Genomic DNA, 22,997 nt, shown 5'->3' with positions numbered 1-22,997 from the left:
GTTATTTCCGGACAATGACCAGGCCCTTGAGGTACTCGCCCTCCGGGAAGGTGATCGTCGTGGGGTGATCCGGGGTGGCTTCCAGGCGTTTGAGCAGGTAACCGTCCACGCCCGCGTCCAGGCCGGCGCCGGCCACGATCTTGTGGAACAGCTCTGCACCGATGCCCCCCGAGCACGAGAAGGTCAGCAGCAGGCCACCCGGGTTGAGCAGCTTGAAAGCCAGGCGGTTGATGTCCTTGTAGGCGCGCGAGGCCCGGTCCGCATGGGCGGCGCTGGGGGCGAACTTGGGCGGGTCCAGCACGATGGCGTCAAAGGTGCGGCCGGCCTGGATGAAGGCGCGCAGGCTGCCATTCACATCCGCGTCCAGCGCCGTGTGCGCCCCCGCTTCGTAACCGTTGAGCGTGACATGGGCGCTGGCGCGGGCCAGGGCCGGGCCGGAGGAGTCCACGCTGGTCACCTCGGTGGCGCCGCCTTCGAGCGCGGCCACGCTGAAGCCGCCGGTGTAGCTGTAGCAGTTGAGGACCGTCTTGCAGTTGAACTGCCTGACCAGTTTGGCGAACAGGCCGCGGTTGTCTCGCTGGTCCAGGTAGTAGCCGGTCTTGTGGCCCTCGGCCACGTCCAGCGTGAGCTTCCAGCCGTTTTCGTGGATGGTGACCTCGGTCGAGCGGCGCGCCCCATCAGCGGTTTCCGGATGGCGCAACCAGCCGGTGACCTGTGGCAGGCCTTCCAGCGCGCGCACGCTGGCATCCGAGCGTTCATACAGGTAGGGGCATCCGGTGGCGGCCACCAGCGCATCGGCGATCACATCCTTCCAGCGCTCGGTGCCGGCGCTCAGGAACTGGGCGCTGAGCAGGTCGCCATACTGGTCCACGATCAGGCCGGGCAGGCCATCGGCTTCGCCGTGGATCAGGCGGATGCCGTCGGAGTCGATGGCCAGGCGTTGGCGCACGGCCACGGCTTGCTGCACGCGGCGCTGGAAGAAGGCGGCGTCGATGCGCTCGGCTTCGTCAAAGCTCCAGGCGCGCACCCGGATCTGCGAGCTGGGGCTGAAGGCGGCCCAGGCCAGGAATTGCCCCTCGTGTGACTGCACGCGCACGGTTTCACCGGCATCGCCGCCGCCCTTGGCCACGCTGCCCTGGAACACCCAGGGATGACGGCGCAGCAAAGCGCGTTCTTTGCCTTCGCGCAGGGTGATGACTTTCATGATTATTTAAGAGGCAAGGTGGTCGAGCGAAGGCAACATTGTCGTACCTGCCCGCTTTGAACAGGCTGGGCAGGCAGAAAGTGGCATTGCACCTTGGTTCTTTCGCAATGCAGTAAACATGGGGTTTGAGCAGTTTGTGCAAGGCTTGTCAGCCGGTCACGCGCCGGTGTTGCATGACGCGTCCATGAAGGTCAGTGATGTCGCGTGATTCGTCTTCCGTCTTGCAACTGGATTCGGCCTTGCCGGACATGAACCCTTCCTTCCGCGACCACGAGCACGACCGCGACCGCGACCACGCCGCCTTGCAGGCAGAGCTTGCTCGTCTCAAAACCCAATTGCTGGAGCAGCAAGCGCAGAACGAGCGCCTGCAGCAACGCTGCCTGGAGGCCGAGTCCGGCCTGATTGCCGCGCGCGTGTGCCTGCCCGACCGCCGCCTGGAAAGCATCCTGGACGCCATGCCCGGCGCCGTGGCCTACTGGGATTCGGGCCTGGTGCTGCGCTACTGCAACCGCCGGCTGCGCCAGCACTGGCGGCACAAGTCGGAGTCCCTGGTGGGGCGCCACATGGCCGAGTTGCTCTCGCCCGAGGGCTTTCAGCGCACGCTGCCCTTCGTGCAGGCGGTCCTGCAAGGGCAGGAAACCACCGGCGAGCACCAGGAAAGCAATGGACTGTTTGCCCAGGTCAGCTTCACCCCGGACATGCTGGACGGCGAGGTCAAAGGCTTTGTCGTGCTGGCCATGGACGTCACCGAGCTCAAGGCGGCCCAGGCCGTGGCCGAGCAGGCGGGCAAGGTCAAAAACGAGTTCCTGTCTGGTGTGAGCCATGAAATCCGCACCCCGCTCAACGCCGTGCTGGGTTTTGCCCAGGTCGGGGCCTTGCGCTATCCGGACCATGCGGCAGCCACCCACTTCGGCCATATCCTGCAGGCTGGCCAGCACCTGCTGGGCCTGATCAACGACATCCTGGATTTCTCGCGCATCGAGGCGGGCAAGCTCGACATCCACATCGGTGAGATGGTGCTGAACACCTGCATCGAACAGGCCCTGGCGCCCGTGCGCGAGCAGGCCCGGGCCAAGGGCCTGCGCCTGGAGGTGCTGCGTGCGCCCGGTGTGCCCGAGCGTTGGCGTGCCGACGCCCAGCGCGTGGGCCAGATCCTGGGCAACTTGCTGACCAATGCGGTGAAGTTCACCCAACAGGGCGAGGTGCGCCTGACCATCCGCGCCGACGACACCGGCCTGAGCCTGGTGGTGCAAGACACCGGGCCCGGCATGGACGCGCAGATGCGGTCGCAGCTGTTCAAACCCTTTGTGCGCGGTGACGGCAGCTCGACCCGGCGGGCCGGTGGCACGGGTCTGGGCCTGTCCATCTGCAAGCGCCTGGTGGACATGATGGACGGCCGCATCATCGTGGACAGCACACCCGGACTGGGCTCGCGCTTCGAGGTGCGGCTGCCCCTGGCCTTGCTGCCCGAGCCGGCACCCCAGGTGCCCCCGCCTGCCGAGGCCACCCGCTGGGAGACGCAGGGCCTGGACGGTGCACGCGTGCTGGTGGCCGAAGACCACCGCGTCAACCAGTTGCTGCTGGAGCAACTGCTGCTCAGCGTAGGAGTGCATATCACCATGGTGAACAACGGGGTGGAGGCGGTGGACGCCGTCAAGCGGGCCGGGCAGGGGGCGTTCGACCTGCTGCTGTGCGACATCGAGATGCCCTTGATGGACGGCTACCAGGCCACCGAAGCCATCCTGCAGCTGGACCCGGGCCTGCCCGTGCTCGGCCTGACCGCACACGCCTTCGAGGAGGCCCGCGCCAAGGGGCTGCGTGCCGGCATGGTGGACTACCTGGTCAAGCCCTTCGTCCATGATGAGCTGATGCGCCTGATGGCGCGGCACGCACGCCGCGTGGCCTGAGCCATCAGCCTGAGCCGGACAGGGGCTTACGGCTCGTCCGGGCTGTCTTTTCCGCCCTTGCTGTCCTTGCCACCCTGACGTTTGGCGCGCGGGTGCGCGGCGTCATACACCTTGGCCAGGTGCTGGAAATCCAGCTTGGTGTAGACCTGGGTGGTGCTGATGTGGGCATGGCCCAGCAGTTCCTGCACGGCCCGCAGATCGCCGCTGGATTGCAGCAGGTGGCTGGCAAAGCTGTGGCGCAGCATGTGCGGGTGCACATGGGTGGGCAGGCCTGCTTGCTGGGCCAGCTGCTTGAGCCGGTTGCGCAACTGCATGGGCGTCAGGCGCGTGCCCAGCCGGCTGATGAACAGGGCCGGGGACGCGAGTGGCGTGAGTTGCTCGCGCAGATCCAGCCAGGTGCGGATGGCCTGCAAGGCCGCCTGGCCCACCGGCACGATGCGCCGCTTGCTGCCCTTGCCCAGCACATGGGCCTCACCGGCTTGCAGGTCGAGCCAGCCTTGTGCACCGCCGCCGGCGCTCACATCCAGGCCCAGCAACTCAGCGCTGCGCAGGCCGCTGCTGTAGAGCAGCTCGATCATGGCGTGGTCACGTGCGTGCAGCCAGGGCGCCTCCCTGGCCTGGCGCTTGGCAGCGGCGGGCGAGGCGGCCTCGTCATCGGCAGGTTCGTGCACGGCCAGTGCCACGGCCTGGTCCACCGACAAGGCCTTGGGCAGCGGCTTGGGGCCTTTCGGGGGCTTGATGCCGTCCACCGGGTTGAGCTGCACCAGGCCCTCGCGGCCCATCCACTTGAACAGGCCTCGCCAGGCGGCCAGCGTGATGGCGATGCTGCGGGGCCCCAGGCCTTGCGCATGCAGCCGTGCCGTCCAGCCGCGGACATGGTGGGGGCGCACACCGGGCAGCAGCACTTGTTCTTTTTCGCACAGCGTGATCAGCCGCTTGAAGGCCTCGCCGTACATGGCCAGCGTGCGGTCGGCCAGGCGCCGTTGCACGCGCAGATAGTCCAGGTGGCGGTCTATCGTCGGGGAGGTGGGCACAGTGGGGTCAGGGCATGGTGTGATCAGCGCTATTGTCAACCGCCTGGCTGGCCTTGGGCGCCAGGACACGGGCGGGGATACCCACAGCCGTGCAGCCTGCCGGCACATCGGTCAGCACCACGGACAGGCTGCCAATGCGTGCCCTGTTGCCGACCGTGACGGCACCGAGCACCTGGGAATGGGCACCCAGATCCACGTCATCGCCCAGAACCGGAGACGGCCCGTCGTCATAGCGGCTGCCCAGTGTCACCCCTTGTCGCAGGGTGCAGTTGCTGCCGATGACCGTCTGGCGGTTCACGAAGATGTTGCCGAAGTGCCAGATGCGCAGGCCACCGCCAACCTGCAGGCCCAGCGGCAGGCTGATGCCCAGCACCGATTCAAGCAGCTTGAAGACCGCATACCAGGGGATGAGAAACAGCCGCCTCAGCAGCCTGGGCTGGATGCGCAGCAGGGCGCAACCCAGGCGGAACCACAACACGGCCCACAGGGACTGCTCATGCAGCAGGGCGCCCCAACCACCATAGCGTGCAACGTCCATGCGAACGCAAGGCCATATGCCATGTTTGATGTTGTGCTCCACGACCTACTGCCCACCACGTACTGCTTTTCAAGACGCTGGAGATCATGCCCAACAAACCCGGGATCACCTAGGAAGAACGGCATACATTACACAGCGCAAAGCAACTTTACAAAGAGGCGCTGGCACCCTTTATGCTGGCCGCTCTTCACAAAACGAAATCCATATCAGGAGGAAAACATGACTGACTCAAGTCGGGGTCTGCTGGCGCGTGGGCGCTTGCTGGCCTGTGTGGTGGCGCTGGGCCTGTCGGCCTCGGCCCATGCCGTTGATGTGCTGACCCAGCATTACGACAACGCCCGCAGCGGGCTCAACGCGGGTGAAACCCGCCTGACCACGGCCAATGTCTCGGCCAAGGGCTTTGGCAAATTGTTCACGCATCAGGTGGACGGGCAGGTCTACGCCCAGCCGCTGTATGTGGCCCGGCTGAGCGTGGCGGGCAAGGGCACGCGCAACGTGGTGTTCGTGGCCACGCAGGCTGACACCGTGTACGCCTTTGATGCCGACAACGCGCGCGGCAGTAACGCCCAGCCGCTGTGGCAGGCCAGCCTGGTGGATGCCGCCCACGGCGCCGCGCCCGGTGCGACGGCCGTGCCCGTCACCGAGCTGGGTGTCAACGCGCAAGGGCAGGCCCTGTGCACCGACATCGCCCCGCAGATCGGCGTGACCGGCACCCCCGTCATCGACCGGGCTTCGGGCACCTTGTACGTGGAGGCCAAGTCCAAGGAGGGCGGGGCGATCGTGCACCGCCTGCATGCGCTGGACATCAGCACCGGCCTGGAAAAGCCCGGCAGCCCGGTGGCCATCCCCGGGGCTTTGCCCATGCCCCAGCCCTTCGACCCGCTCTGGCACATGAACCGGCCGGCCTTGTTGCTGGATCACCAGACCGTGTACGTGGCCTTCGGCACGCATTGCGACGGGCTGGAGCAGCACCCCTACCGCGGCTGGATGTTCTCGTTTGACGCCAGAACCCTGGCGGCCAAGGCCTTTATCCCCATGACCACGGGCCAGGCCAATGCCGGCAGCATCTGGATGTCTGGCGCAGGCCCGGCGGCCGATGCACAAGGCCAGGTCTATGCTGTCACCGGCGATGGTGATTTCGATGGCGTGCATAACCTGGGCGACAGCGTCGTCAAGCTCAATGGCAGCACCCTCGCTTTGACCGACCTGTTCAGCCCGGCCGACAACGCCGCACTGGATGCGGTGGACTCGGATCTGGGTTCAGGCGGCACCTTGCTGCTGCCCGACCAACCCGGCGCCAACCCGCGTCTGCTGGTGCAGGCCACCAAGGACGGGCGCATCTACCTGCTCAACCGCGATCACCTGGGGGGCTTCTGTGCCACCTGCACGCCGGTGCAGGCCCTGCCCAAAGGCACGCTGGGCGCGGCCACGCCACCCGGCTTCCCGCAAGACTGGTCTGGCTTGTTCGGCCTGCCCAGCTACTGGAACCAGAAGCTGTACTTCTGGGGCGTGAAGGACGTGCTCAAGGTCTTCACCCTGAACAATGGCCTGCTGGACCCGACCCCGCAAAAGGGCACGACCACCTATGGCTACCCTGGCGCCAACCTCAGCATCTCGGCCAATGGGCGCAGCAACGGCATCGTGTGGGCGATCAAACCCGCGTTCGGCAGCGATGGGGCCTTGCAGGCCTGGGATGCCACCACGCTCAACCTGCTCTACAGCAGTGACCAGCAGGCGGGTGACGAGATGGGCCCCTCGGTCAAGTTCAGCACCCCCGTGGTGGCCAATGGCAAGGTCTTCGTGGGCGGCGGCGACCGGTTGACCGTCTATGGCCGCCGCTTCAAGCTCTTCGGGGTCTGGTACCCGCTGTATTGATCAGTCCAGCAAGCGCGCCAGCGCCGCGCTGGCGATGTCGCTGACCTGGTGCAGGAAGTCCACGCCCATCTCGGCGGTGTAGCGCGTCGGGTCGGGCGAGCCCAGCACCAGCAGGCCGAAGGTTTCGCCCTGGTGGTGCAGGGGCAGCAGGGCCAGCGAGGTGATGGTGGCGCTGTCGTCCAGCCATTTGCTGGCTTCAAAGCCGGCGTTCAGGCCGCAATAAGGTACGTTGAGGCTGCCGGCAAAGCTGCGGGCGTCGTCGCTCACAGGCTGGGCGATGGGCAACTCGTTCAAGCCCTCGCGCAAGGCCTGGCTGGGCGTGCCCCAGATGCGCACGGCCGCTTGCGGGATCATGAACTCGTGGCGCAGGCGGTCGATCATGACGTCGGCCAGCATGGTGTCGTCGTGGGCCAGCAGCACGGCGCGCACCCAGCGGTGCAGGCGCTCGGCGATGGCCTCGTTCTCCTGGCCATGGCGGATCATGTCCATGATCCGGCGCTCCAGGCCCTTGATGCGGTCGCGCAGCATCTCCATCTGGCGCTCTTGCAGCGAGACGGCGCGCTGGCCGTGCGGGCTCGTCAGCTGGATGGAGGCCAGCACCTGGGCGTTGCGCTCGAAGAAACCGGGCGTGTGCACCAGGTAGTTGACGATCTCGTCTTCGGTGATGCCTTGCAGGGTCATGTCTTGTACTTGGTTCAGAGTTCGGGAACGTCGATTTCGCCGTCAAACACCTTGACGGCCGGGCCGGTCATCAGCACGTGTGTGCCGGGGCCTTCCCAGCTGATGCTCAGGCGGCCACCGGGCATGTCCACGTGCACGGTCTGGTCCAGCCAGCCCAGGCGGATGCCGGCGACCACGGCCGCGCAGGCGCCCGAGCCGCAGGCCAGGGTCTCGCCCGAGCCGCGCTCGAACACGCGCAGGCGGATGTGGTTGCGGGCCACCACTTCCATGAAGCCGGCGTTCACGCGGCGCGGGAAGCGGGCATGGCTTTCGATCTGGGGGCCGAGTTCTTCCACCGGGGCGTGCTCGACGCTGTCCACGCGCATCACGGCATGCGGGTTGCCCATGGACACCACGGCCACCTCCACCGGGTGGTTGGCCAGCTCGATAGGCCACAGTTCGCAGCCGTTGACCAGCTTGGGCGTCAGGCCCTGGCCATCAAAGGGCACCTCGGCGGGCACCAGGAAAGGCGCACCCATGTCCACGGTCACCCGGCCATCGGGCTGCAGGTGCGGCTCGATGATGGCTTTCATGGTCTGGACGCGGAGGGTGTCCTTGTCGCTCAGGCCCGTGTCGTGCACGAAGCGGGCGAAGCAGCGCGCGCCATTGCCGCATTGCTCGACCTCGCCGCCATCGGCGTTCATGATCCGGTAGGTGAAGTCGGTGCCATTGGCCGGGTTGCCGGGCTCGACGATCAGGATCTGGTCTGCGCCGATGCCAAAGCGGCGGTCAGCCAGAAAGCGGTACTGGGCCTCGCTCAGTGGCAGCGGCCCGCGGGTGGCGTCGAGCACAACAAAGTCGTTGCCGGCGCCGTGCATCTTGGTGAAGCGAAGCTTCATATAGAGTGGTCCTGGTGGAAAACTGATCAACTCGGAGTAGTTTGTATGGCACCAGTCGCCGCTTTATTGGCCTTGTGGGCGTTCGTGGTCACGTGCATGGGGCAGACGGGCGGCATGCTCGTGTATTCGCTGGACGACCCCTACATCCACCTGGCGCTTGCGAAAAACATCCAGCAAGGATCATACGGTATCAACCCTGGCGAGTGGGCATCCCCTTCGTCCAGCATTGCCTGGCCTTTCCTGCTCGCACTGGCGCCCGCCAGCGTGGCCGAATGGCTGCCCTTGCTCATCAACGGCGCGGCCTGTGTGCTGTCCGTGTGGTGCCTGGCGAGGGTGATCCGCCGCGCGGGGGGGCCGGTCTGGTTGCCCACGGTCGGGGCGCTGGCCGTGGCCTTCGGGCTCAACCTGTTTGGCCTGGTCATGACCGGCATGGAGCATTCGCTGCAGGTGTTGCTGGTGGTCTTTGTGGCCATGCGCCTGATCGAGCAGCGACGTGATACCTGGTTCTACGTGGCGCTGGGCCTGATGCCGCTGATCCGTTATGAATGCCTGGCCATCAGCCTGCCCGTGGGCGCCTACCTGTGGGTCACGCAGGACAAGGTCCGCCCGGCTGTGGCGCTGGGTATCTCGCTGGCCATCGTGGCGGCGTTCTCGGCCTTCCTGCATGCGGTGGGGCTGCCGCTGCTGCCCTCGTCGGTGCTGGCCAAGACCCTGGAGCCGCCGTTCATGACGAACTACACCACGCACCCCACCCTGGTGATGATGTTGGCCTGGCTGGCGTACGCCTGGCGTGATCGACTGGGGCAGTGGGCCATGTTCATCGGCTTGCCCACGCTGGCTTTCATGATGGAGGGCCGTGTGGGCTGGATGGGGCGCTACGAGGTCTTCATCCTGGCCTGGCTGGCCATGTTCGTGCTGGCCTCGGTGGGGGAGATGGTGTCCAAGGGGGCGGCGGGCGAGGGGCGTGCGGCACCGGCGCTCATCCTGAGCTGTGCGGCCTTGGCCCTGTCCTTCCCCACCTTGTGGCAGATCACGTTGCAGACCCCGGGGGGGTGCCAGAACGTGGCGCAGCAGCAGATGGTGACGGCGCGCATCGCCCGTGAACTGGGCATGCGCGTGGCGGTCAATGACATGGGCCTGGTGGCCTTGAGATCCGGGCAGTACGTGCTCGATCTGGTCGGCCTGGCTTCGCCCGAGGTGCTGGAGGTTCGCCGGCATGGCCAGATGACGGGGCCGTGGATTGACGAGCTGGCCGCACGCAAGGGCGTGGAGATCGCCTTCATCTACGACAAGTGGTTCCCGCAATGGTCCAAGGAATGGATCCTGGTGGCCAGCGTGGAGCTGCTCGGGCCCAAGGTCAGTGCGGGCGAGTCCTCCGTGCAGCTGTACGCCCGTACGCCCCAGGCGGCAGTCAGGCTGCATGCCGTGGCCCAGAGCATGGCCGCGGACCCCAATGTGCCCGCCACGATCCGGCTGTATTGAATCCGCCTTGAAGGGCGGTCAGCCCTCCAGCTGGAAGCGCTGCACGGATTTGGACAGGTCGATGGCCTGTTGACGCAGGCTGTCGGCGGCGGCGGCCGATTGCTCGACCAGCGCGGCGTTTTGCTGCGTCATGTGGTCCAGCTGGGTTACCGACTGGCTGACCTGGCCGATGCCGGCCGACTGCTGGCGCGTGGCGCCGGCGATCTCGCTCATGGCCTGGGTCACGCGGCGGATCGCGTCCACGATCTCGTTCATGACCTCGCCGGCCTCGCGCACCTTCTGCGAGCCTTGCTCCACGCGCTCGGTCGACTTGCCGATCAGCGACTTGATCTCCTTGGCGGCCTCGGCACTGCGTTGCGCCAGGGAGCGCACCTCGCCGGCCACCACCGCAAAACCGCGGCCTTGCTCGCCCGCACGGGCCGCTTCCACCGCGGCGTTCAGCGCCAGGATATTGGTCTGGAAGGCGATGCCATCGATCACGCCGATGATGTCGAAGATCTGGCGTGAGGCGGCGCTGATGTCCTGCATCTGCGTGACCACGCTTTCGACCACCTGGCCGCCTTGCTCGGCGCGCTGGCTGGCGGTGTCGGCCAGGGAGTTGGCCACATGGGCCGATTCGGCCGAGTGCTCCACCGTCTTGCTCAGCTCGTCCATGGACGAGGCCGTGTCCTGCAGGTTGGCGGCTGTTTGCTCGGTGCGTTGTGACAGGTCCTGGTTGCCGGCAGCGATCTCGGTGGACGCCGTCAGCATGCTCTCGGAGGACTCGCGCACCGAGGCCACCATCTCGCGCAGGCCGTTCTGCATGTGGGCCATGGAGGTCAGCAGGCGCCCGATCTCGTCCTGGCCCTGGGTGTCGATGTGCTGGGTCAGGTCCCCGTGGGAGATGGCCTGCGTGATCGCTTCGGCCCGGCGCAGCGGTGCCGTGATCGACAGGATGGTCAGGCCCATCAGGGGCAGGAACACGATGCCGGGCGACATCAGCAGGCCCCACAACCACATGATGGCGTGGTTGGCGGCCTTGCCCGCATTGGCGCGGCGGGCCTCGGCCACCTTGGTGACGGCGTCATTGAGCTTGGCCGTGATGGCTTCGACCGCATCGGCTTCGGCACGCGCCGGCTCGCTCGACTGGTAAGCCTCGGCCGACGAGGTGAGGGCGGACGAGGTGATCAGCTCCAGCGTGGGCTCCAGGCCCTTGCCATAGCTGTTGAGCTTGCCTTCCAGGGCCTGGGTCTGTTGCTTGATCTCAGGTGTGGGGGCGGCTTCAGCGAGCGCCTTGGTGGCCTTGAGCGTGGCGGCCAGGGCGGCTTTCCAGGCCTTGAACTGGTCGGCGGCGGTCACCGAGTCGCCCGTGGCGATGATGGTGGTTTTTTCCCGGCCGCGCAGCTCACCCAGGCTCAGTGCCAGCGTGGCCATGCGCTGCGTGGCCGCGAACTCCTGGCTGGCAAACGAGTCGAGTTCACCCTTGAGGGACAGCAACTGCCAGCTCATGGCGCCACCAATGGTGCACCCGATGCCCACGACCAGCGCCATGCAGGCCAGCAGACGCGAGCGAATAGAAAAACCGCGAAGCCATGCGATCCAAGCCATGAGCCCGAACTCCTCAAACTTATACAAGCTTCGGGTTCTATCGGTTCATGGCGTCCTCAACTTGAGGCGAGGCAGGGTAATCCTTGCGTCAGATCAGCTCGGCTCAATACAGGCTGGTTTCGCCCTCGGGCCGGGTCTTGAAACGCTTGTGCACCCAGAGGTACTGGGCCGGCTGCTTGAGGATCTCGCCCTCAATGAAGCGGTTCATGCGGGCCGTGTCGGATTCCGCATCTTTGGTGGGAAAGTCCGCCAGCGGCGCCATGAAGCGCACGCGCCAGCCGCGGCCACCCGGCAGGATTTCCGCGATCACCGGCTGCACGACCATGTTCATCATGCGGGCCATGCGCGAGGGTGCCAGCAGCGTGGCCGCCGGCACGCCAAAAAACGGCACAAAGGCCGCGTCTTTGGCGCCAAAGTCCATGTCGGGCAGGTTGAAGAAGCCGCGGCCGTCCTTGATGGCGCGCAGCAAGGGCTTGACCGAGTCGCTGCGCGGGAAGATCTCGGCATTGCCAAAACGCAGGCGGCCGCGCTTCATCAGCTTGTCCATCAGCGGGTTGCTCTGCGTCTGGTAGATCGAGGCGCCGGGGCGCTTCTGGCACAGCAGGATGGCGGCGCCGGCCACGTCCAGGCCCACAAAGTGCGGGCACAGCCACATGGTGGGGCGGCCGCTGGTCTGCATCTCGCGCTCGGCCAGCTCGATGTCGCCCTCAACCTGGATCAGCCGCTTGATGCGCGCGGGCGAGGCCCACCACAGCACGGCCCGGTCCAGCAGGCTGTGCGTCAGCCAGCCAAAGTGCGCGCGCAGCAGGGCCTCCCGCTCTGCCAGGGGCTTGTCAGGGAAACACAACTCCAGATTGCGCAGGCCGATGCGGCGGCGTGACCGGGCCAGCTTGTAGAGCAGGGCGCCCATGCCGCGCGCGATGGCAGCCAGCACGGGCAAGGGCAGCCAGTGCAGCAACCACAGGATGGCCAGGGCCAGCCGGATGCCTGTTTGAGACAGCGCTTGCTTGATCATCATCAGGTTTGCGCTTCGCCGCCCGCGGCCGAGGTCAGGATCTCGGCGCGGGGCTGTTTGTAGCGGTTGTAGCCCCACAGGTACTGCTCGGGTGCTTGCATGATCATGGTTTCCATCAGCCGGTTCACGGCGGCGGCGGATTGTGCCGCATCACCCGAGGCCAGCACTTGTTCAATGTCAGGCGCCACGCGGGTGGCGTGCACGATGTAGTCGCAGCCCTGGCGCCAGCGCGCCAGCAGCCCCAGGCGCTCGCCGCGCAGCAGCACCACGGCGCAGCGGGTCTGGGCCACCAGCTTGGCGGCCATGGTCATGGTGTAGGCGGGGCGGCCAAAGAAGTTGGTCCACACGCCCATGCCCTCGGGCGGCACCTGATCGGGCAGCAGGCCCACGGTCTCGCCCTTTTTCAGCGCACGCAGCATGTTGCGCACCCCGCTGAGCGTGGCGGGACTGGTCAGCATGCCGGGGCGGTTTCGAGAGTCGCGCATCATCTCGGCCAACCAGGCCTGCTTGGCCGGGCGATACAGGGCCGTGATGGGTTTGAGGCCACCAAAGCGCTCGGCATAGGCCTGCGCGGTGATCTCGAAGCAGCCCAGGTGAGGCGTCAGCAGCAGCAGGCCGCGGCCTTCGGCCAAAGCTTGATCCACGGCCTCGGGGTGAGCCCACTGCACCGTGTTGCCCAGGGCCTGTTCACGTGGGCGCCCCCACAGGCGCGGCAACTCGCCCACCATCTTGCCGGCGTGGGCCACGTCGGCCCAGCGCTGCCAGATGCCCATGCCCACGGCCCGCGTGTGCGCCTTCAGGCGCCGGCGGTAAGAGGGCGACAGCAGGTAAGCGAGCCAGCCCAGCAGGCTGCCCAGGGGGTGCAGCACGGCCAGCGGCCAGCGAGACAGCATGAAAAACAGGCGGGACATGGTGGGCGATTCTGCCCGATGCCGTTCGCTCAAAAAAAAGCCCGGCCGTGGTGGACCGGGCTGAGTGACGGCGTTCAGGCGCCGTCAGGGTGATGCCGGACGATTTACGGTGCGCTCACTGCACAGGTCTGCCCGTCCAGTGTGGCTGTCAGATCGCTGACAGCAGGCGCGCCACCGTTCGCATGACCGCGGAAGCTGAACGTGGTCGAGCCACCAGCGGCGATGCTGGCGTTCGTCGCGGTGGGCAGGGCCGTGTAGTTGGTCAGGTACTTGTTGGTGAGCTTGGCGTTCTTGACGTTGAGCAAGAGTGTGGGCTTGCTGTAGTGCCAGTTCACCTGCCAGCCAGTGGCGGCATTGCTGCCGGTGTTGTTGACCGTCACTTCGGTGGTGAACAGCGCGGCATTCTTGTCAGTGGTCTTGAGGCTTACCGAGCACGCCGTTTGCGGCGGCACGGCTGTCGAGGTGACGCTCATCGAGATGCTGCCAAAGTCGCTGACCGCCGCCAAAGCGGCCTGACCCAGCCTGGCCAGGCCCAGTGAGCTCACGACCTTGCTGTTGCCATCTACCGTGAGGTGCAAGCCTTGCACGGTCAGATTGAACACGCCGCTGCCGTTGGCTGGCAGGGCAATGTTGGTCGGGCCCAGGACGGTGTCAATGTCCCACAAGGGCACATTCGTCACGGTGCCCACACCATTGGCGCCGACCACGGTCGCGTAGACCTTCTTGGCATTCAGGTCCACGTTCAGGTCCGTCAGCGTGATGGAGCCGCCCGTGGAGATCGCGCGCAGAACGGGCGCTGTCACGGTGATGCCGCCGGTTGCGGCCAGTGATTGCAGGTCATCGGTCACGCCGTCCACGTTCAGCGACACCAGCGGGGCCGCCATGGTGATGCTGGTGTAGTAGCCGTCGCTGTCCTTGGTGGAGACGACGGTGCTGACGCCGCTGGATGCGACGCTGCCCTTGATGACGTCGAGCCAGGACGTGCCGTCGGGGCTGAAGGTCAGCGTTTCGCTACCCGACAGCGTGTGGCCCTTGTAGACCGTGCTGCCCAGCGTGACGGTCACGGTGGCGGCGCTGGCGGCACCTGCCGCGATGAATGCGGCAGCCGCAATGAGGCTCTTGAAAGCAACTTTCATGGTTTCTCCCTGAAAAAAAATCGATCCTTTTGGATGTCATGGCAAATCAGCAGAGGCGATCGAGGTTCCCCTTGCCGACTTGCTGATGCACCGTCCCCCAGACCTGTTTGATCGGCCTGTGGCAGACGGTCGTTCGTTATACAGCGCACGCCATTCAGAGACTTTTGCAAGCTGTAAATGGCGGCCTATCGCAAGCGGCAATTGACAAGCTGGCCGTGATGGCCGACCACGCCTGCGTGGACCAGACTCGGGATATCCCGCCCCTTTTCCTGGGTTTACGACCTTTTCAGCCTGATCGAATCCACTACACTTGCTGCCATCGCCGAGTTAACAGGACAACTTGCGGGGCGATCCACAAATGCCGCTAAAGCGTTCGCCGCTGCGAAGAGCCCCATCAGGACAACTCACCAGCCCCGGCGACGCCGAGGGTCTTTTGTCTTTTATGGAGCAATTCATCGTGTCGAACGATTTCCTTTTCACCTCTGAATCCGTATCGGAAGGTCACCCCGACAAGGTGGCTGACCAGATCTCCGATGCCATCCTGGACGCCATCCTGGCCCAGGACCCCGTCTCCCGCGTGGCCGCCGAAACCCTGACCAACACCGGTCTGGTCGTTCTCGCGGGCGAAATCACGACGCAAGCCAACGTGGATTACATCCAGGTCGCGCGTGACACCATCAAGCGCATCGGCTACGACAACACCGAGTACGGCATCGACTACAAGGGTTGCGCCGTGCTGGTCGCGTACGACAAGCAGTCCAACGACATCGCCCAGGGCGTGGACCGCGCCTCGGACGACTACCTCAACATCGGTGCTGGCGACCAGGGCCTGATGTTCGGCTACGCCTGCGACGAAACGCCCGAGCTGATGCCCGCGCCGATCTACTACGCCCACCGTCTGGTGGAGCGCCAGGCCCAGTTGCGCAAGGACGGCCGTCTGCCCTTCCTGCGCCCTGACGCCAAGAGCCAGGTCACGATGCGCTATGTGGACGGCAAGCCCCACAGCATCGACACCGTGGTGCTGTCGACCCAGCACAGCCCGGACCAGTCCGAGTCGGCCACGAAGATGAAGGCCTCGTTCACCGAAGCCATCATCGAAGAGATCATCAAGCCGGTGCTGCCCAAGGAATGGCTGAAGGAAACCCGCTACCTGATCAACCCGACCGGCCGTTTCGTGATCGGTGGCCCGCAAGGTGACTGTGGCCTGACCGGCCGCAAGATCATCGTGGACACCTACGGTGGTGCCTGCCCTCACGGCGGCGGCGCCTTCTCGGGCAAGGATCCCACAAAGGTGGACCGCTCTGCCGCCTACGCCGCCCGCTATGTGGCCAAGAACGTGGTGGCAGCCGGCCTGGCCAAGCAGTGCCAGGTGCAGGTGGCCTACGCCATCGGCGTGGCCAAGCCCATGAACGTGACGGTCTACACCGAAGGCACGGGCGTGATCCCTGACGACAAGATCGCCGAATTGGTCAATGCCCACTTCGACCTGCGTCCCAAGGGCATCATCCAGATGCTGGACCTGCTGCGCCCGATCTACCAGAAGACGGCTGCTTACGGCCACTTCGGTCGTGAAGAGCCCGAGTTCACGTGGGAGCGTACAGACAAGGCCCAGGTGCTGCGGGACGCAGCAGGCCTGAAGGGCTAAGCCCTGCGGGGAGCGGCCAGGCTCCTCACCCACCAAAGGCGTATCCTCCCCGGGTACGCCTTTTTTCTTTGCCTGCATGATCAACAAGATCTCAAAGGGAACGCAGCTGTGGCTGGCCGCCATCGTGGTCGGCCTGGTCTGGTCCTTCGTGGGTGCCTATGACCGTGGCGTGTGGGTGATGGAGGTCTTCCCCATCTTCATCGCCGTGCCCTTGCTGGCATTCACCCGTTCAAGCTTTCGGCTCACCACGCTGGTCTACGTGCTCATCGCCATCCACGCCTGGGTGCTGATGATCGGTGGCCACTACACCTACGCGCGCGTGCCCCTGGGCTTCTGGATGCAGGACGCGTTCCACTTCACCCGCAACCACTACGACCGCATCGGGCACCTGGCGCAAGGTTTCATCCCGGCCATGGTCGCGCGCGAGATCCTGCTGCGCAAGACGCCGTTGCAGCGCGGTGGCTGGTTGTTCTTTCTCGTGAGCTGCGTGTGCCTGGCCATCAGCGCCATGTACGAGTTCATCGAGTGGGGTGCGGCCGTGGCGCTGGGGCAGGGCGCCGACGAGTTCCTGGCCACCCAGGGCGACCCGTTCGACACCCAGTCCGACATGCTGATGGCCTGGATCGGTTCCTTCCTGGCCCAGCTGCTGCTGGCGCGCTGGCATGACCGGCAACTGGCCGGCCTGATGTGGCGTTGAAGTGGCGCTGATTCAGCCCCGCACACCACCCGTGCGGAACACATTGACCGCTTCGGACAGCTTCTGCGCCTGATCGCGCATGCTGGCTGCCGCGGCAGCAGACTGCTCGACCAGCGCGGCGTTCTGCTGCGTCATCTGGTCCAGGTGCACCACCGCCTGGTTGACCTGGCTGATGCCATCACTTTGCTCCGAGGCCGAGGCGCTGATGTCGCTCATCATGTCGGTCACGCGCTGGATCGCGCTGACGATCTCGCCCATGGCCTCACCGGCCTCGTTGACCAGGCGGGCGCCTGAATCCACCCGCTCACCCGAGGCGGCGATCAGGCTCTTGATCTCGCGCGCCGCATTGGCCGAGCGCTGCGCCAGGCTGCGCACCTCGCTGGCCACCACGGCAAAACCACGGCCCTGCTCACCGGCGCGAGCGGCTTCCACGGCCGCGTTCAGCGCCAGGATATTGGTCTGGAAGGCGATGCCATCGATCACGCCGATGATGTCGTTGATCTTGCGCGACGAGGCGGCGATGTCTTCCATGGTGGACACCACCTGGCCGACCACCTGGCCACCACGCTGTGCCGCATCGCTGGCCGAACTGGCCAGTTGATTGGCCTGTTGCGCGGCCTGGGCAGACTGCTGCACCGTGCCGGTCAACTGCTCCATTGACGAGGCGGTTTCCTGCAGGCTGGAGGCGGTCTGCTCCGTGCGGTTGGACAAGTCCTGGTTGCCCGTGGCGATCTCGGCCGACGCGGTTGTGATGCCCTCGGTGCTTTCGCGCACATCGTGCACCAGCGTCGACAGCGAGTGCGTCATGCCCTGCAGGGCGTGCATCAGCTCACCAAACTCATCGTGGTAGCCGGTGTTGATGCGCACGGACAGGTCACCCTGGGCGATGTGCGAGGCCACTGTCACGGCTTCCTGCAGCGGTGTCTTGATCGAGCGGATCAGGAAATGTGCCCCCACTGCGATGCCCACCAGCACGCACAGCACCATGATGGCGGCCATGGCCGTGGTGGCGCGGCGGTCTGCGGCCAGTTGCTCGCGCAGTTCAGATGCATGCTTTTCCTGCATGCCGGCAAAGGCGTTGAGCGCGTCCGCATAGCGGTTGGCGGCCGGCACGAACTCACCCAGCGCTTTGGCGCGGGCCTCGTCGATCTTGCCTTCGGCCTTGAGCGCCTTGATCTCCTTGTCGGTGCTCAACACGACCTTGCGCAACTCGGTGATCTTCTCCAGTTGCTGCTTGTCCTCGTCGGTCAGCGGCATGGCCTTGAGGCCTTTCTGGATCTCGGTGATCTGGGCGATCGCCTCCGAAATGGGCTTGGCAAAGGTTTGCGCCACGAAGGGGTCCGAGCTGAGGGCGGAGGCCACCACGCGGGTGATGGCCACGGTGCTCATCCCCGCCCAGTCGTGGGCGGCGTGCAATTTGGCGTCATTGGCCTTGAGCGCCACGTCCATGGCCTTTTGCTGCACCACGGCGCGCCACGCGGCCAAGCCTACGATGCTCGTCAGGGCCAAGATCAGGGCGATGACCGCTGCCCACAACTTACCTGCAATGCCCATTTGTCTGATCATGTCGCCAACCTCGCTGCAGCCATGACGGCCTATCCCGGTACATGAATGGAGGGGTGCAGTCAGAACCGGGTGTCATGCCTGCATCGATACCTGTGCCGGTATCGTCGATCTTTATCGTCAGGTCGCACCGAATCTGTAGGCCGCGTGTTATCGACAAAATGCCGCAACTCCGGTCTTTTTGACGGATCAACGCCACCCGGCTCGGCATAGCATCGTCAGATAAATGCCCACAAAAGGGCCCCACGTGGGGGCTCGGCCAGAACCACGTCATGCTCAGGAAGATCCCGATCCAGCAAGTGCGAATAGGCATGCATGTCCATGAGGTGTGCGGCTCGTGGCTGGACCATCCTTTCTGGCGTGCCTCCTTCAAGATCGCCGATGCCCGCCAGCTCAAGCAGCTGGCCGTGGTCAAGGAGGTGATCATCGACACCAGCAAAGGGCTGGATGTGGACGCGTCCGGCGCCCACATGGAGCTGATGGACGACATCGAGGTCTCGTCCACCGAGGCGGTGACCCAGGCCGTGGAGCTGGACGAGGACGAGACCCCGCTGGCCATGAGCGTGAGCTTCCAGCAGGAAATCGCGCGGGCCTCGCGCATCGTCGAGCAGTCGCGCGGCGCCATGAAGTCCATGTTCAGCGACGTGCGCATGGGCAAGGCCGTGGACACCGAACACTGCCTGCCCCTGGTGGACGACATCACCCAGTCGGTGTCGCGCAACCCCGGCGCCATCGTCAGCCTGGCCCGACTGAAAACCAGCGACGACTACACCTACATGCACTCGGTGGCCGTGTGCGCCCTGATGGTGGCCCTGGCCAAGCAACTGGGCCTCAATGAAGCGGACACCCGCGAGGCGGGCCTGGCCGGCCTGGTGCATGACCTGGGCAAGGCCCAGATGCCGCTGGAGGTGCTCAACAAGCCAGGCGCCCTGACCCCGGCCGAGTTCGCCATCATGAAAGGCCACCCTGAGGCCGGGCACCGCATGCTCGTCGAAGGCAATGGCGTGGGGCCCATCGCGCTGGATGTCTGCCTGCACCACCACGAGAAAATCAACGGCAAAGGCTACCCGCATGGCCTCAAGGGCGAGGAGATCAGCCTCTTCTCCCGGATGGGCGCGGTGTGTGACGTGTATGACGCCATCACCTCCAACCGGCCCTACAAGGCGGGTTGGGACCCGGCCGACTCTGTCCAGAAAATGGCGCAGTGGGCCAAGGACGGCCACTTCGACGAACGCATCTTCCAGGCCTTCGTCAAGAGCGTGGGCATCTACCCCACGGGCTCGCTGGTCAAGCTCAAGTCCGGCCGGCTGGGCGTGGTGGTGGAGCAGGGCGGCAAGTCGCTGCTCAGCCCCGTGGTGCGCGTGTTCTTCTCGACCAAGGCCAACGAGCCCATCGTGCCGCAACTGATTGACCTGGGCGATGGCAGCACCACCGACCAGATCGTGTCGCGCGAGTCACCCGCGACCTGGGGCTTCAAGAACATCGACCAGTTCTGGATGCCGCCGTCGAACTGAGGGCCAGGTTTTCTGCTTGCCCTGCGGACCGTGCTTGTGTATCTTGCAAGCCTTGTGCTGCTTGTCCGACTGGAGTCTGCCATGGGCTTGTTTGATTCAATTGCCGGTCAGGTTGCCGGTGCGCTGGGCGGCGGTGCCCCAGGCCAGCAAGGTGCTTTGCTGGAGGCCGTGATGGGCCTGATCAACAACCCGCAGACCGGTGGGCTGCAGGGCTTGATCCAGTCCTTCGAGCAGAAAGGCCTGGGTAATGTGATCTCGTCGTGGGTTGGCACCGGGCAGAACCTGCCGATCTCGGCCGAGCAACTGCAATCGGTGCTGGGCAACGCGCAGGTGCAGGCCATGGCGCAGAAGCTGGGCCTGTCCCCGGAGGCCATCACCAGCCACCTGTCGCAAGTGCTGCCTCAGGTGGTCGACAAGGTGACCCCCGATGGCACCGTGCCGCAAGGCGGTGATGCCTTGCAGTCGGCCATCGGCATGTTGGGTGGTCTTTTCAAGTAAATGCTGTAACTCACCCCGCATGTGAGGGGTGGGTCATCCCGCTTCGTTCGCGCTGTCGTCCTGCCTAGACTTGTGCCGGGCTGGCCATGAGGCCTGCCTTCATATACACAAATCAGAAGGAGGACCACATGGTCATCACAGGCGGAAGCGGCGACGACAAGCTCATTGGCACCACGGGTGACGACACGCTGGACGGCGGTGTCGGCGTGGACACACTCACTGGCGACACCGGCAACGACACCTATCTGGTCGACAACACCGGTGACGTTGTCCAGGAATACAACGGTTTGAACGACGGCGTGGACACGGTCATCAGCACCGTGGACTACACCCTGCCTGGCAGCGTCGAGAACCTGACCGTCCAGGCCATGACCAATTTGTACACCTACAGGCCCATCACCGTAGGCGGCAATGACCAGGACAATGTGTTGATCGGGCAGTCTGCCAAGCAGACAGGCCTGTACACGATCTACGGCCCCCATGGCACCTCGCAACTTGGTGGCTACTATTTCTTTGACAGCCATGCCATGAGCGGTGGCGGCGGCAACGACAAGCTGATCGCCGGCGATGGCAACGACACGCTGGACGGTGGCTCGGGCGCGGACACGATGTCGGGTGGGGCGGGCGCCGATGTGTACTACATCGACAACGCCGGCGACCGCATCGAGGGGGAAGGCGCGGCCCAGGACTGGCAGTACTCATCCTCCTTCTACACCTACAGTGACGTGGACCAGGTGTTCTCTTCGGTGGACTACAGCCTGGGCGACTACCTGGAGAACCTCACCTTGACGGGCGCCGCCTTGTCGGCCACCGGCAACGACATGGGCAACGTCCTGACGGGCACCGATCAGGGCAACACCTTGTCCGGCATGGCTGGCAATGACACCTTGTTGGCCGGCCTGGGCGACGACACCCTGGTTGGCGGCATCGGCAACGACGTGCTCAGTGGTGAGGCCGGCGCCGACACCTACCGCTTCGCCGCGGGCGACGGGCAGGACCTCATCCATGCCGATGCGGCCGACACCATCACCCTGGCTGCGGACCTCAACCGTGCCGACCTGCATGTGGCCTGGGCGGCCAACGGCGAGGCCAAGCTGGTCCTGCAGCTCAATGCCACGGGTGACAGCATCACACTGGATCAGATCGACCAATGGCAAAGTGGCCTGGCCGTGAACTGGGCCAGCGGCGGCAGCCTGAGCGGGGCCGATCTGCTGGCGCTGGCGCAACCTGCGCCCATCATCGGCACGGACGGCGCCGATTCGCTCACGGGCCTGGCTGCCAATGACCAGATCACAGCGCTGGGTGGCAATGACACGCTCAATGGTGGTTTTGGCGCTGACACCATGGCGGGCGGTCTGGGCGACGACGTGTACTACGTGGATCAAGCTGGTGACAAGGTCAACGAAGATGCGGACCAAGGCACCGACACGATCATCAGCAGCGCGGCCAACTGGGCCCTGACAGCCAACGTCGAGAACCTCACCGTGGCCACGCCTGGCAGCACGGGTACGGGCAATGACAAGGCCAATGTGCTGATCGTGCAGGACCAAGGGCCGTCGGCCAACGGTTCGACACTCTACGGACTGGAGGGCAATGACAGCCTGGAGGCGCATGGCCGTGACACGCTGTACGGTGGCGTGGGCAATGATGTGTACGACATTTACGCGGGCTACGAGGTTTATTACGACCCCTACACGGGCAGTCACCCAACACAGTTCATCCGTGAGTCGGTCATGGAGAACGCTGCGGAAGGCACGGACGAAATTCGTTTGCATGGCATCTTGAGCGCCTGGTTCACCGGCGGCAGCTATGTGCTGCCCGACAACGTCGAACACCTGACCCTGGTCAACGATGGCATGGCCTTGCCCACCGTAGAAGGCAATGACCTGGCCAACCGCATCACCGGCAATGACCTGGCCAACACCATGTACGGTGGCGCGGGCAATGACACCCTTTTCGGTGGCGCTGGTGGTGATTACCTGCGTGGTGGCCTGGGCAACGACGAACTCACAGGCGGCGACGGCGTCGACACCTTCAACTTTGCGCGCGGTGACGGCCAGGACCTCATCCATGCCGACGCCACCGACACCATCGCGCTGGACGCCAGCATCGTCCGGGGCGACCTGGTGTTTGGCAAGCTGGGGGCCTCAGGCGCCGACACGCTGACCATCGGCATCAAGGGCAGCACCGACAGCATCACGCTGGACCATGTCAGCCAGCTCGATGCGCTCGTCGTCAACTTCGGCGCCGATGGCAGCTCTGCCACACTGGGCCAATTGCGCACGTCGTTGAACCTCACCGGCACCGCAGGCAAGGACACCTTGACCGGTGGGGTGGGCGATGACACCTTGACCGGCCTGGCAGGCAACGATGTGCTGGCCGGCGGCAAGGGCAAGGACCTGCTGGTGGGCGGCAAGGGCAACGACACCTACCTGTTCAACCGCGGCGATGGGCAGGACACCATCGTCGACACCGACAGCACCTGGTTCAACGCCGACCTGCTCAAGGTGGGTGACGCCAAGTCCAATCAGCTGTGGTTCACGCGCTCGGGCAACAACCTGGACATCAGCATCATCGGCACGACCGACACGGCGACCATCCAGGATTGGTTTGTGAGCAGCGCCAACCGGGTCGAGAAGATCACGGCGCTGGGTGATGGCAAGTCCCTGAGCGCCGCCAAGGTCAACAACCTGGTCAATGCCATGGCGTCGTTCACGCCGTCGGCCATGGCCTCAACCACCCTGCCGGCCGATACGCCAGCCAGCATCACCAAGCTGATTGCGTCCAGCTGGGCGTGAGCCCTGCATAAGCGGGAAACGTCAGAAACACGTG

Annotated in this window: 18 protein-coding genes; 8 read left to right on the top strand and 10 right to left on the bottom strand. The window is 65.2% G+C overall.

The features are described from left to right. Position 1 precedes the first annotated feature (1 nt). Positions 2-1,204, bottom strand: coding sequence for a class I SAM-dependent methyltransferase (locus tag HY019_RS00910; protein WP_290687605.1), 1,203 nt, complete (start codon positions 1,202-1,204; stop codon positions 2-4). A gap of 197 nt (positions 1,205-1,401) precedes the next feature. Between HY019_RS00910 and HY019_RS00905 the strand changes: the two genes are divergently transcribed. After that, positions 1,402-3,111: a PAS domain-containing hybrid sensor histidine kinase/response regulator gene (locus HY019_RS00905; RefSeq protein WP_290687604.1), complete on the top strand. Its 1,710-nt coding sequence runs from the start codon at positions 1,402-1,404 to the stop codon at positions 3,109-3,111. A gap of 26 nt (positions 3,112-3,137) precedes the next feature. Here the strand turns inward: HY019_RS00905 and HY019_RS00900 are convergent, their stop codons facing one another. Beyond that, complete coding sequence (locus HY019_RS00900) at positions 3,138-4,145, bottom strand: tyrosine recombinase XerC (protein ID WP_290687603.1); 1,008 nt, start codon at positions 4,143-4,145, stop codon at positions 3,138-3,140. 7 nt (positions 4,146-4,152) lie between these two features. Next, complete coding sequence (locus tag HY019_RS00895) at positions 4,153-4,683, bottom strand: serine acetyltransferase (RefSeq protein ID WP_290687602.1); 531 nt, start codon at positions 4,681-4,683, stop codon at positions 4,153-4,155. Positions 4,684-4,902: 219 nt separating this feature from the next. Between HY019_RS00895 and HY019_RS00890 the strand changes: the two genes are divergently transcribed. Beyond that, complete coding sequence (locus HY019_RS00890) at positions 4,903-6,558, top strand: pyrrolo-quinoline quinone (protein WP_290687601.1); 1,656 nt, start codon at positions 4,903-4,905, stop codon at positions 6,556-6,558. Here the strand turns inward: HY019_RS00890 and HY019_RS00885 are convergent, their stop codons facing one another. Beyond that, positions 6,559-7,239, bottom strand: coding sequence for a DUF484 family protein (locus HY019_RS00885; RefSeq protein ID WP_290687599.1), 681 nt, complete (start codon positions 7,237-7,239; stop codon positions 6,559-6,561). It abuts the gene before it with no gap. 14 nt (positions 7,240-7,253) lie between these two features. Continuing rightward, on the bottom strand, positions 7,254-8,117 hold the full coding sequence (gene dapF / locus HY019_RS00880) for a diaminopimelate epimerase (protein WP_290687598.1): 864 nt from the start codon (positions 8,115-8,117) through the stop codon (positions 7,254-7,256). A 45-nt stretch (positions 8,118-8,162) separates the two neighbouring features. Between dapF and HY019_RS00875 the strand changes: the two genes are divergently transcribed. Next, positions 8,163-9,599 carry a hypothetical protein gene (locus tag HY019_RS00875; RefSeq protein WP_290687597.1) on the top strand — a complete coding sequence of 479 codons (1,437 nt, stop codon included), beginning with the start codon at positions 8,163-8,165 and terminating at the stop codon, positions 9,597-9,599. Between the two features lie 18 nt (positions 9,600-9,617). Here the strand turns inward: HY019_RS00875 and HY019_RS00870 are convergent, their stop codons facing one another. From HY019_RS00870 to HY019_RS00855, 4 genes are all read right to left on the bottom strand, one after another. Further along, positions 9,618-11,186 carry a methyl-accepting chemotaxis protein gene (locus HY019_RS00870; protein ID WP_290687596.1) on the bottom strand — a complete coding sequence of 523 codons (1,569 nt, stop codon included), beginning with the start codon at positions 11,184-11,186 and terminating at the stop codon, positions 9,618-9,620. A 103-nt stretch (positions 11,187-11,289) separates the two neighbouring features. Beyond that, positions 11,290-12,204 carry a lipid A biosynthesis acyltransferase gene (locus HY019_RS00865; protein WP_290687595.1) on the bottom strand — a complete coding sequence of 305 codons (915 nt, stop codon included), beginning with the start codon at positions 12,202-12,204 and terminating at the stop codon, positions 11,290-11,292. Next, entirely contained in the window at positions 12,204-13,112 is a 909-nt protein-coding gene (locus HY019_RS00860) for a lysophospholipid acyltransferase family protein (RefSeq protein ID WP_290687593.1), read from the bottom strand. Before HY019_RS00860 ends, HY019_RS00865 begins: the two co-directional genes overlap by 1 nt. A gap of 104 nt (positions 13,113-13,216) precedes the next feature. Next, positions 13,217-14,248 (bottom strand): cellulose binding domain-containing protein, encoded by a 1,032-nt coding sequence (locus HY019_RS00855; protein WP_290687592.1) that lies wholly within the window; start codon positions 14,246-14,248, stop codon positions 13,217-13,219. A 457-nt stretch (positions 14,249-14,705) separates the two neighbouring features. On the opposite strand from HY019_RS00855, the gene metK reads away from it, so the two are divergent. Together metK and HY019_RS00845 are read left to right on the top strand one after the other, a co-directional pair. Beyond that, entirely contained in the window at positions 14,706-15,893 is a 1,188-nt protein-coding gene (gene metK / locus HY019_RS00850; protein WP_290687591.1) for a methionine adenosyltransferase, read from the top strand. A 76-nt stretch (positions 15,894-15,969) separates the two neighbouring features. Beyond that, a complete protein-coding gene (locus HY019_RS00845) occupies positions 15,970-16,590 on the top strand; it encodes a DUF2238 domain-containing protein (RefSeq protein ID WP_290687589.1) in 621 nt (206 codons plus the stop codon). A 12-nt stretch (positions 16,591-16,602) separates the two neighbouring features. On the opposite strand, the gene HY019_RS00840 is transcribed toward HY019_RS00845, so the two are convergent. Further along, positions 16,603-18,156 (bottom strand): methyl-accepting chemotaxis protein, encoded by a 1,554-nt coding sequence (locus HY019_RS00840; protein ID WP_290687588.1) that lies wholly within the window; start codon positions 18,154-18,156, stop codon positions 16,603-16,605. Between the two features lie 269 nt (positions 18,157-18,425). Between HY019_RS00840 and HY019_RS00835 the strand changes: the two genes are divergently transcribed. The 3 genes from HY019_RS00835 (at position 18,426) to HY019_RS00825 (ending at position 22,963) form a co-directional block, all read left to right on the top strand. Next, positions 18,426-19,667, top strand: coding sequence for an HD-GYP domain-containing protein (locus HY019_RS00835; RefSeq protein WP_290687586.1), 1,242 nt, complete (start codon positions 18,426-18,428; stop codon positions 19,665-19,667). Between the two features lie 81 nt (positions 19,668-19,748). Then, positions 19,749-20,165, top strand: a complete 417-nt coding sequence (locus HY019_RS00830; protein WP_290687584.1) for a YidB family protein — start codon at positions 19,749-19,751, stop codon at positions 20,163-20,165. Between the two features lie 128 nt (positions 20,166-20,293). Further along, complete coding sequence (locus tag HY019_RS00825) at positions 20,294-22,963, top strand: calcium-binding protein (protein ID WP_290687582.1); 2,670 nt, start codon at positions 20,294-20,296, stop codon at positions 22,961-22,963. Positions 22,964-22,997: the final 34 nt, after the last annotated feature.

Origin of the sequence: Aquabacterium sp., from assembly GCF_016195855.1 — a bacterium.
Lineage (GTDB): Bacteria > Pseudomonadota > Gammaproteobacteria > Burkholderiales > Burkholderiaceae_C > Aquabacterium.
This window is presented reverse-complemented; position numbering and strand designations above follow the sequence as displayed.

Excerpts from the sequence above, each read along its gene's own strand:
- HY019_RS00910 (WP_290687605.1), bottom strand. The coding sequence starts at position 1,204 with ATGAAAGTCATCACCCTGCGCGAAGGCAAAGAACGCGCTTTGCTGCGC.
- HY019_RS00905 (WP_290687604.1), top strand. The coding sequence starts at position 1,402 with ATGTCGCGTGATTCGTCTTCCGTCTTGCAACTGGATTCGGCCTTGCCG.
- HY019_RS00895 (WP_290687602.1), bottom strand. The coding sequence starts at position 4,683 with ATGGACGTTGCACGCTATGGTGGTTGGGGCGCCCTGCTGCATGAGCAG.
- HY019_RS00890 (WP_290687601.1), top strand. The coding sequence starts at position 4,903 with ATGACTGACTCAAGTCGGGGTCTGCTGGCGCGTGGGCGCTTGCTGGCC.
- HY019_RS00885 (WP_290687599.1), bottom strand. The coding sequence starts at position 7,239 with ATGACCCTGCAAGGCATCACCGAAGACGAGATCGTCAACTACCTGGTG.
- dapF (WP_290687598.1), bottom strand. The coding sequence starts at position 8,117 with ATGAAGCTTCGCTTCACCAAGATGCACGGCGCCGGCAACGACTTTGTT.
- HY019_RS00875 (WP_290687597.1), top strand. The coding sequence starts at position 8,163 with ATGGCACCAGTCGCCGCTTTATTGGCCTTGTGGGCGTTCGTGGTCACG.
- HY019_RS00870 (WP_290687596.1), bottom strand. The coding sequence starts at position 11,186 with ATGGCTTGGATCGCATGGCTTCGCGGTTTTTCTATTCGCTCGCGTCTG.
- HY019_RS00865 (WP_290687595.1), bottom strand. The coding sequence starts at position 12,204 with ATGATGATCAAGCAAGCGCTGTCTCAAACAGGCATCCGGCTGGCCCTG.
- HY019_RS00860 (WP_290687593.1), bottom strand. The coding sequence starts at position 13,112 with ATGTCCCGCCTGTTTTTCATGCTGTCTCGCTGGCCGCTGGCCGTGCTG.
- HY019_RS00855 (WP_290687592.1), bottom strand. The coding sequence starts at position 14,248 with ATGAAAGTTGCTTTCAAGAGCCTCATTGCGGCTGCCGCATTCATCGCG.
- HY019_RS00845 (WP_290687589.1), top strand. The coding sequence starts at position 15,970 with ATGATCAACAAGATCTCAAAGGGAACGCAGCTGTGGCTGGCCGCCATC.
- HY019_RS00840 (WP_290687588.1), bottom strand. The coding sequence starts at position 18,156 with ATGATCAGACAAATGGGCATTGCAGGTAAGTTGTGGGCAGCGGTCATC.
- HY019_RS00835 (WP_290687586.1), top strand. The coding sequence starts at position 18,426 with ATGCTCAGGAAGATCCCGATCCAGCAAGTGCGAATAGGCATGCATGTC.
- HY019_RS00830 (WP_290687584.1), top strand. The coding sequence starts at position 19,749 with ATGGGCTTGTTTGATTCAATTGCCGGTCAGGTTGCCGGTGCGCTGGGC.
- HY019_RS00825 (WP_290687582.1), top strand. The coding sequence starts at position 20,294 with ATGGTCATCACAGGCGGAAGCGGCGACGACAAGCTCATTGGCACCACG.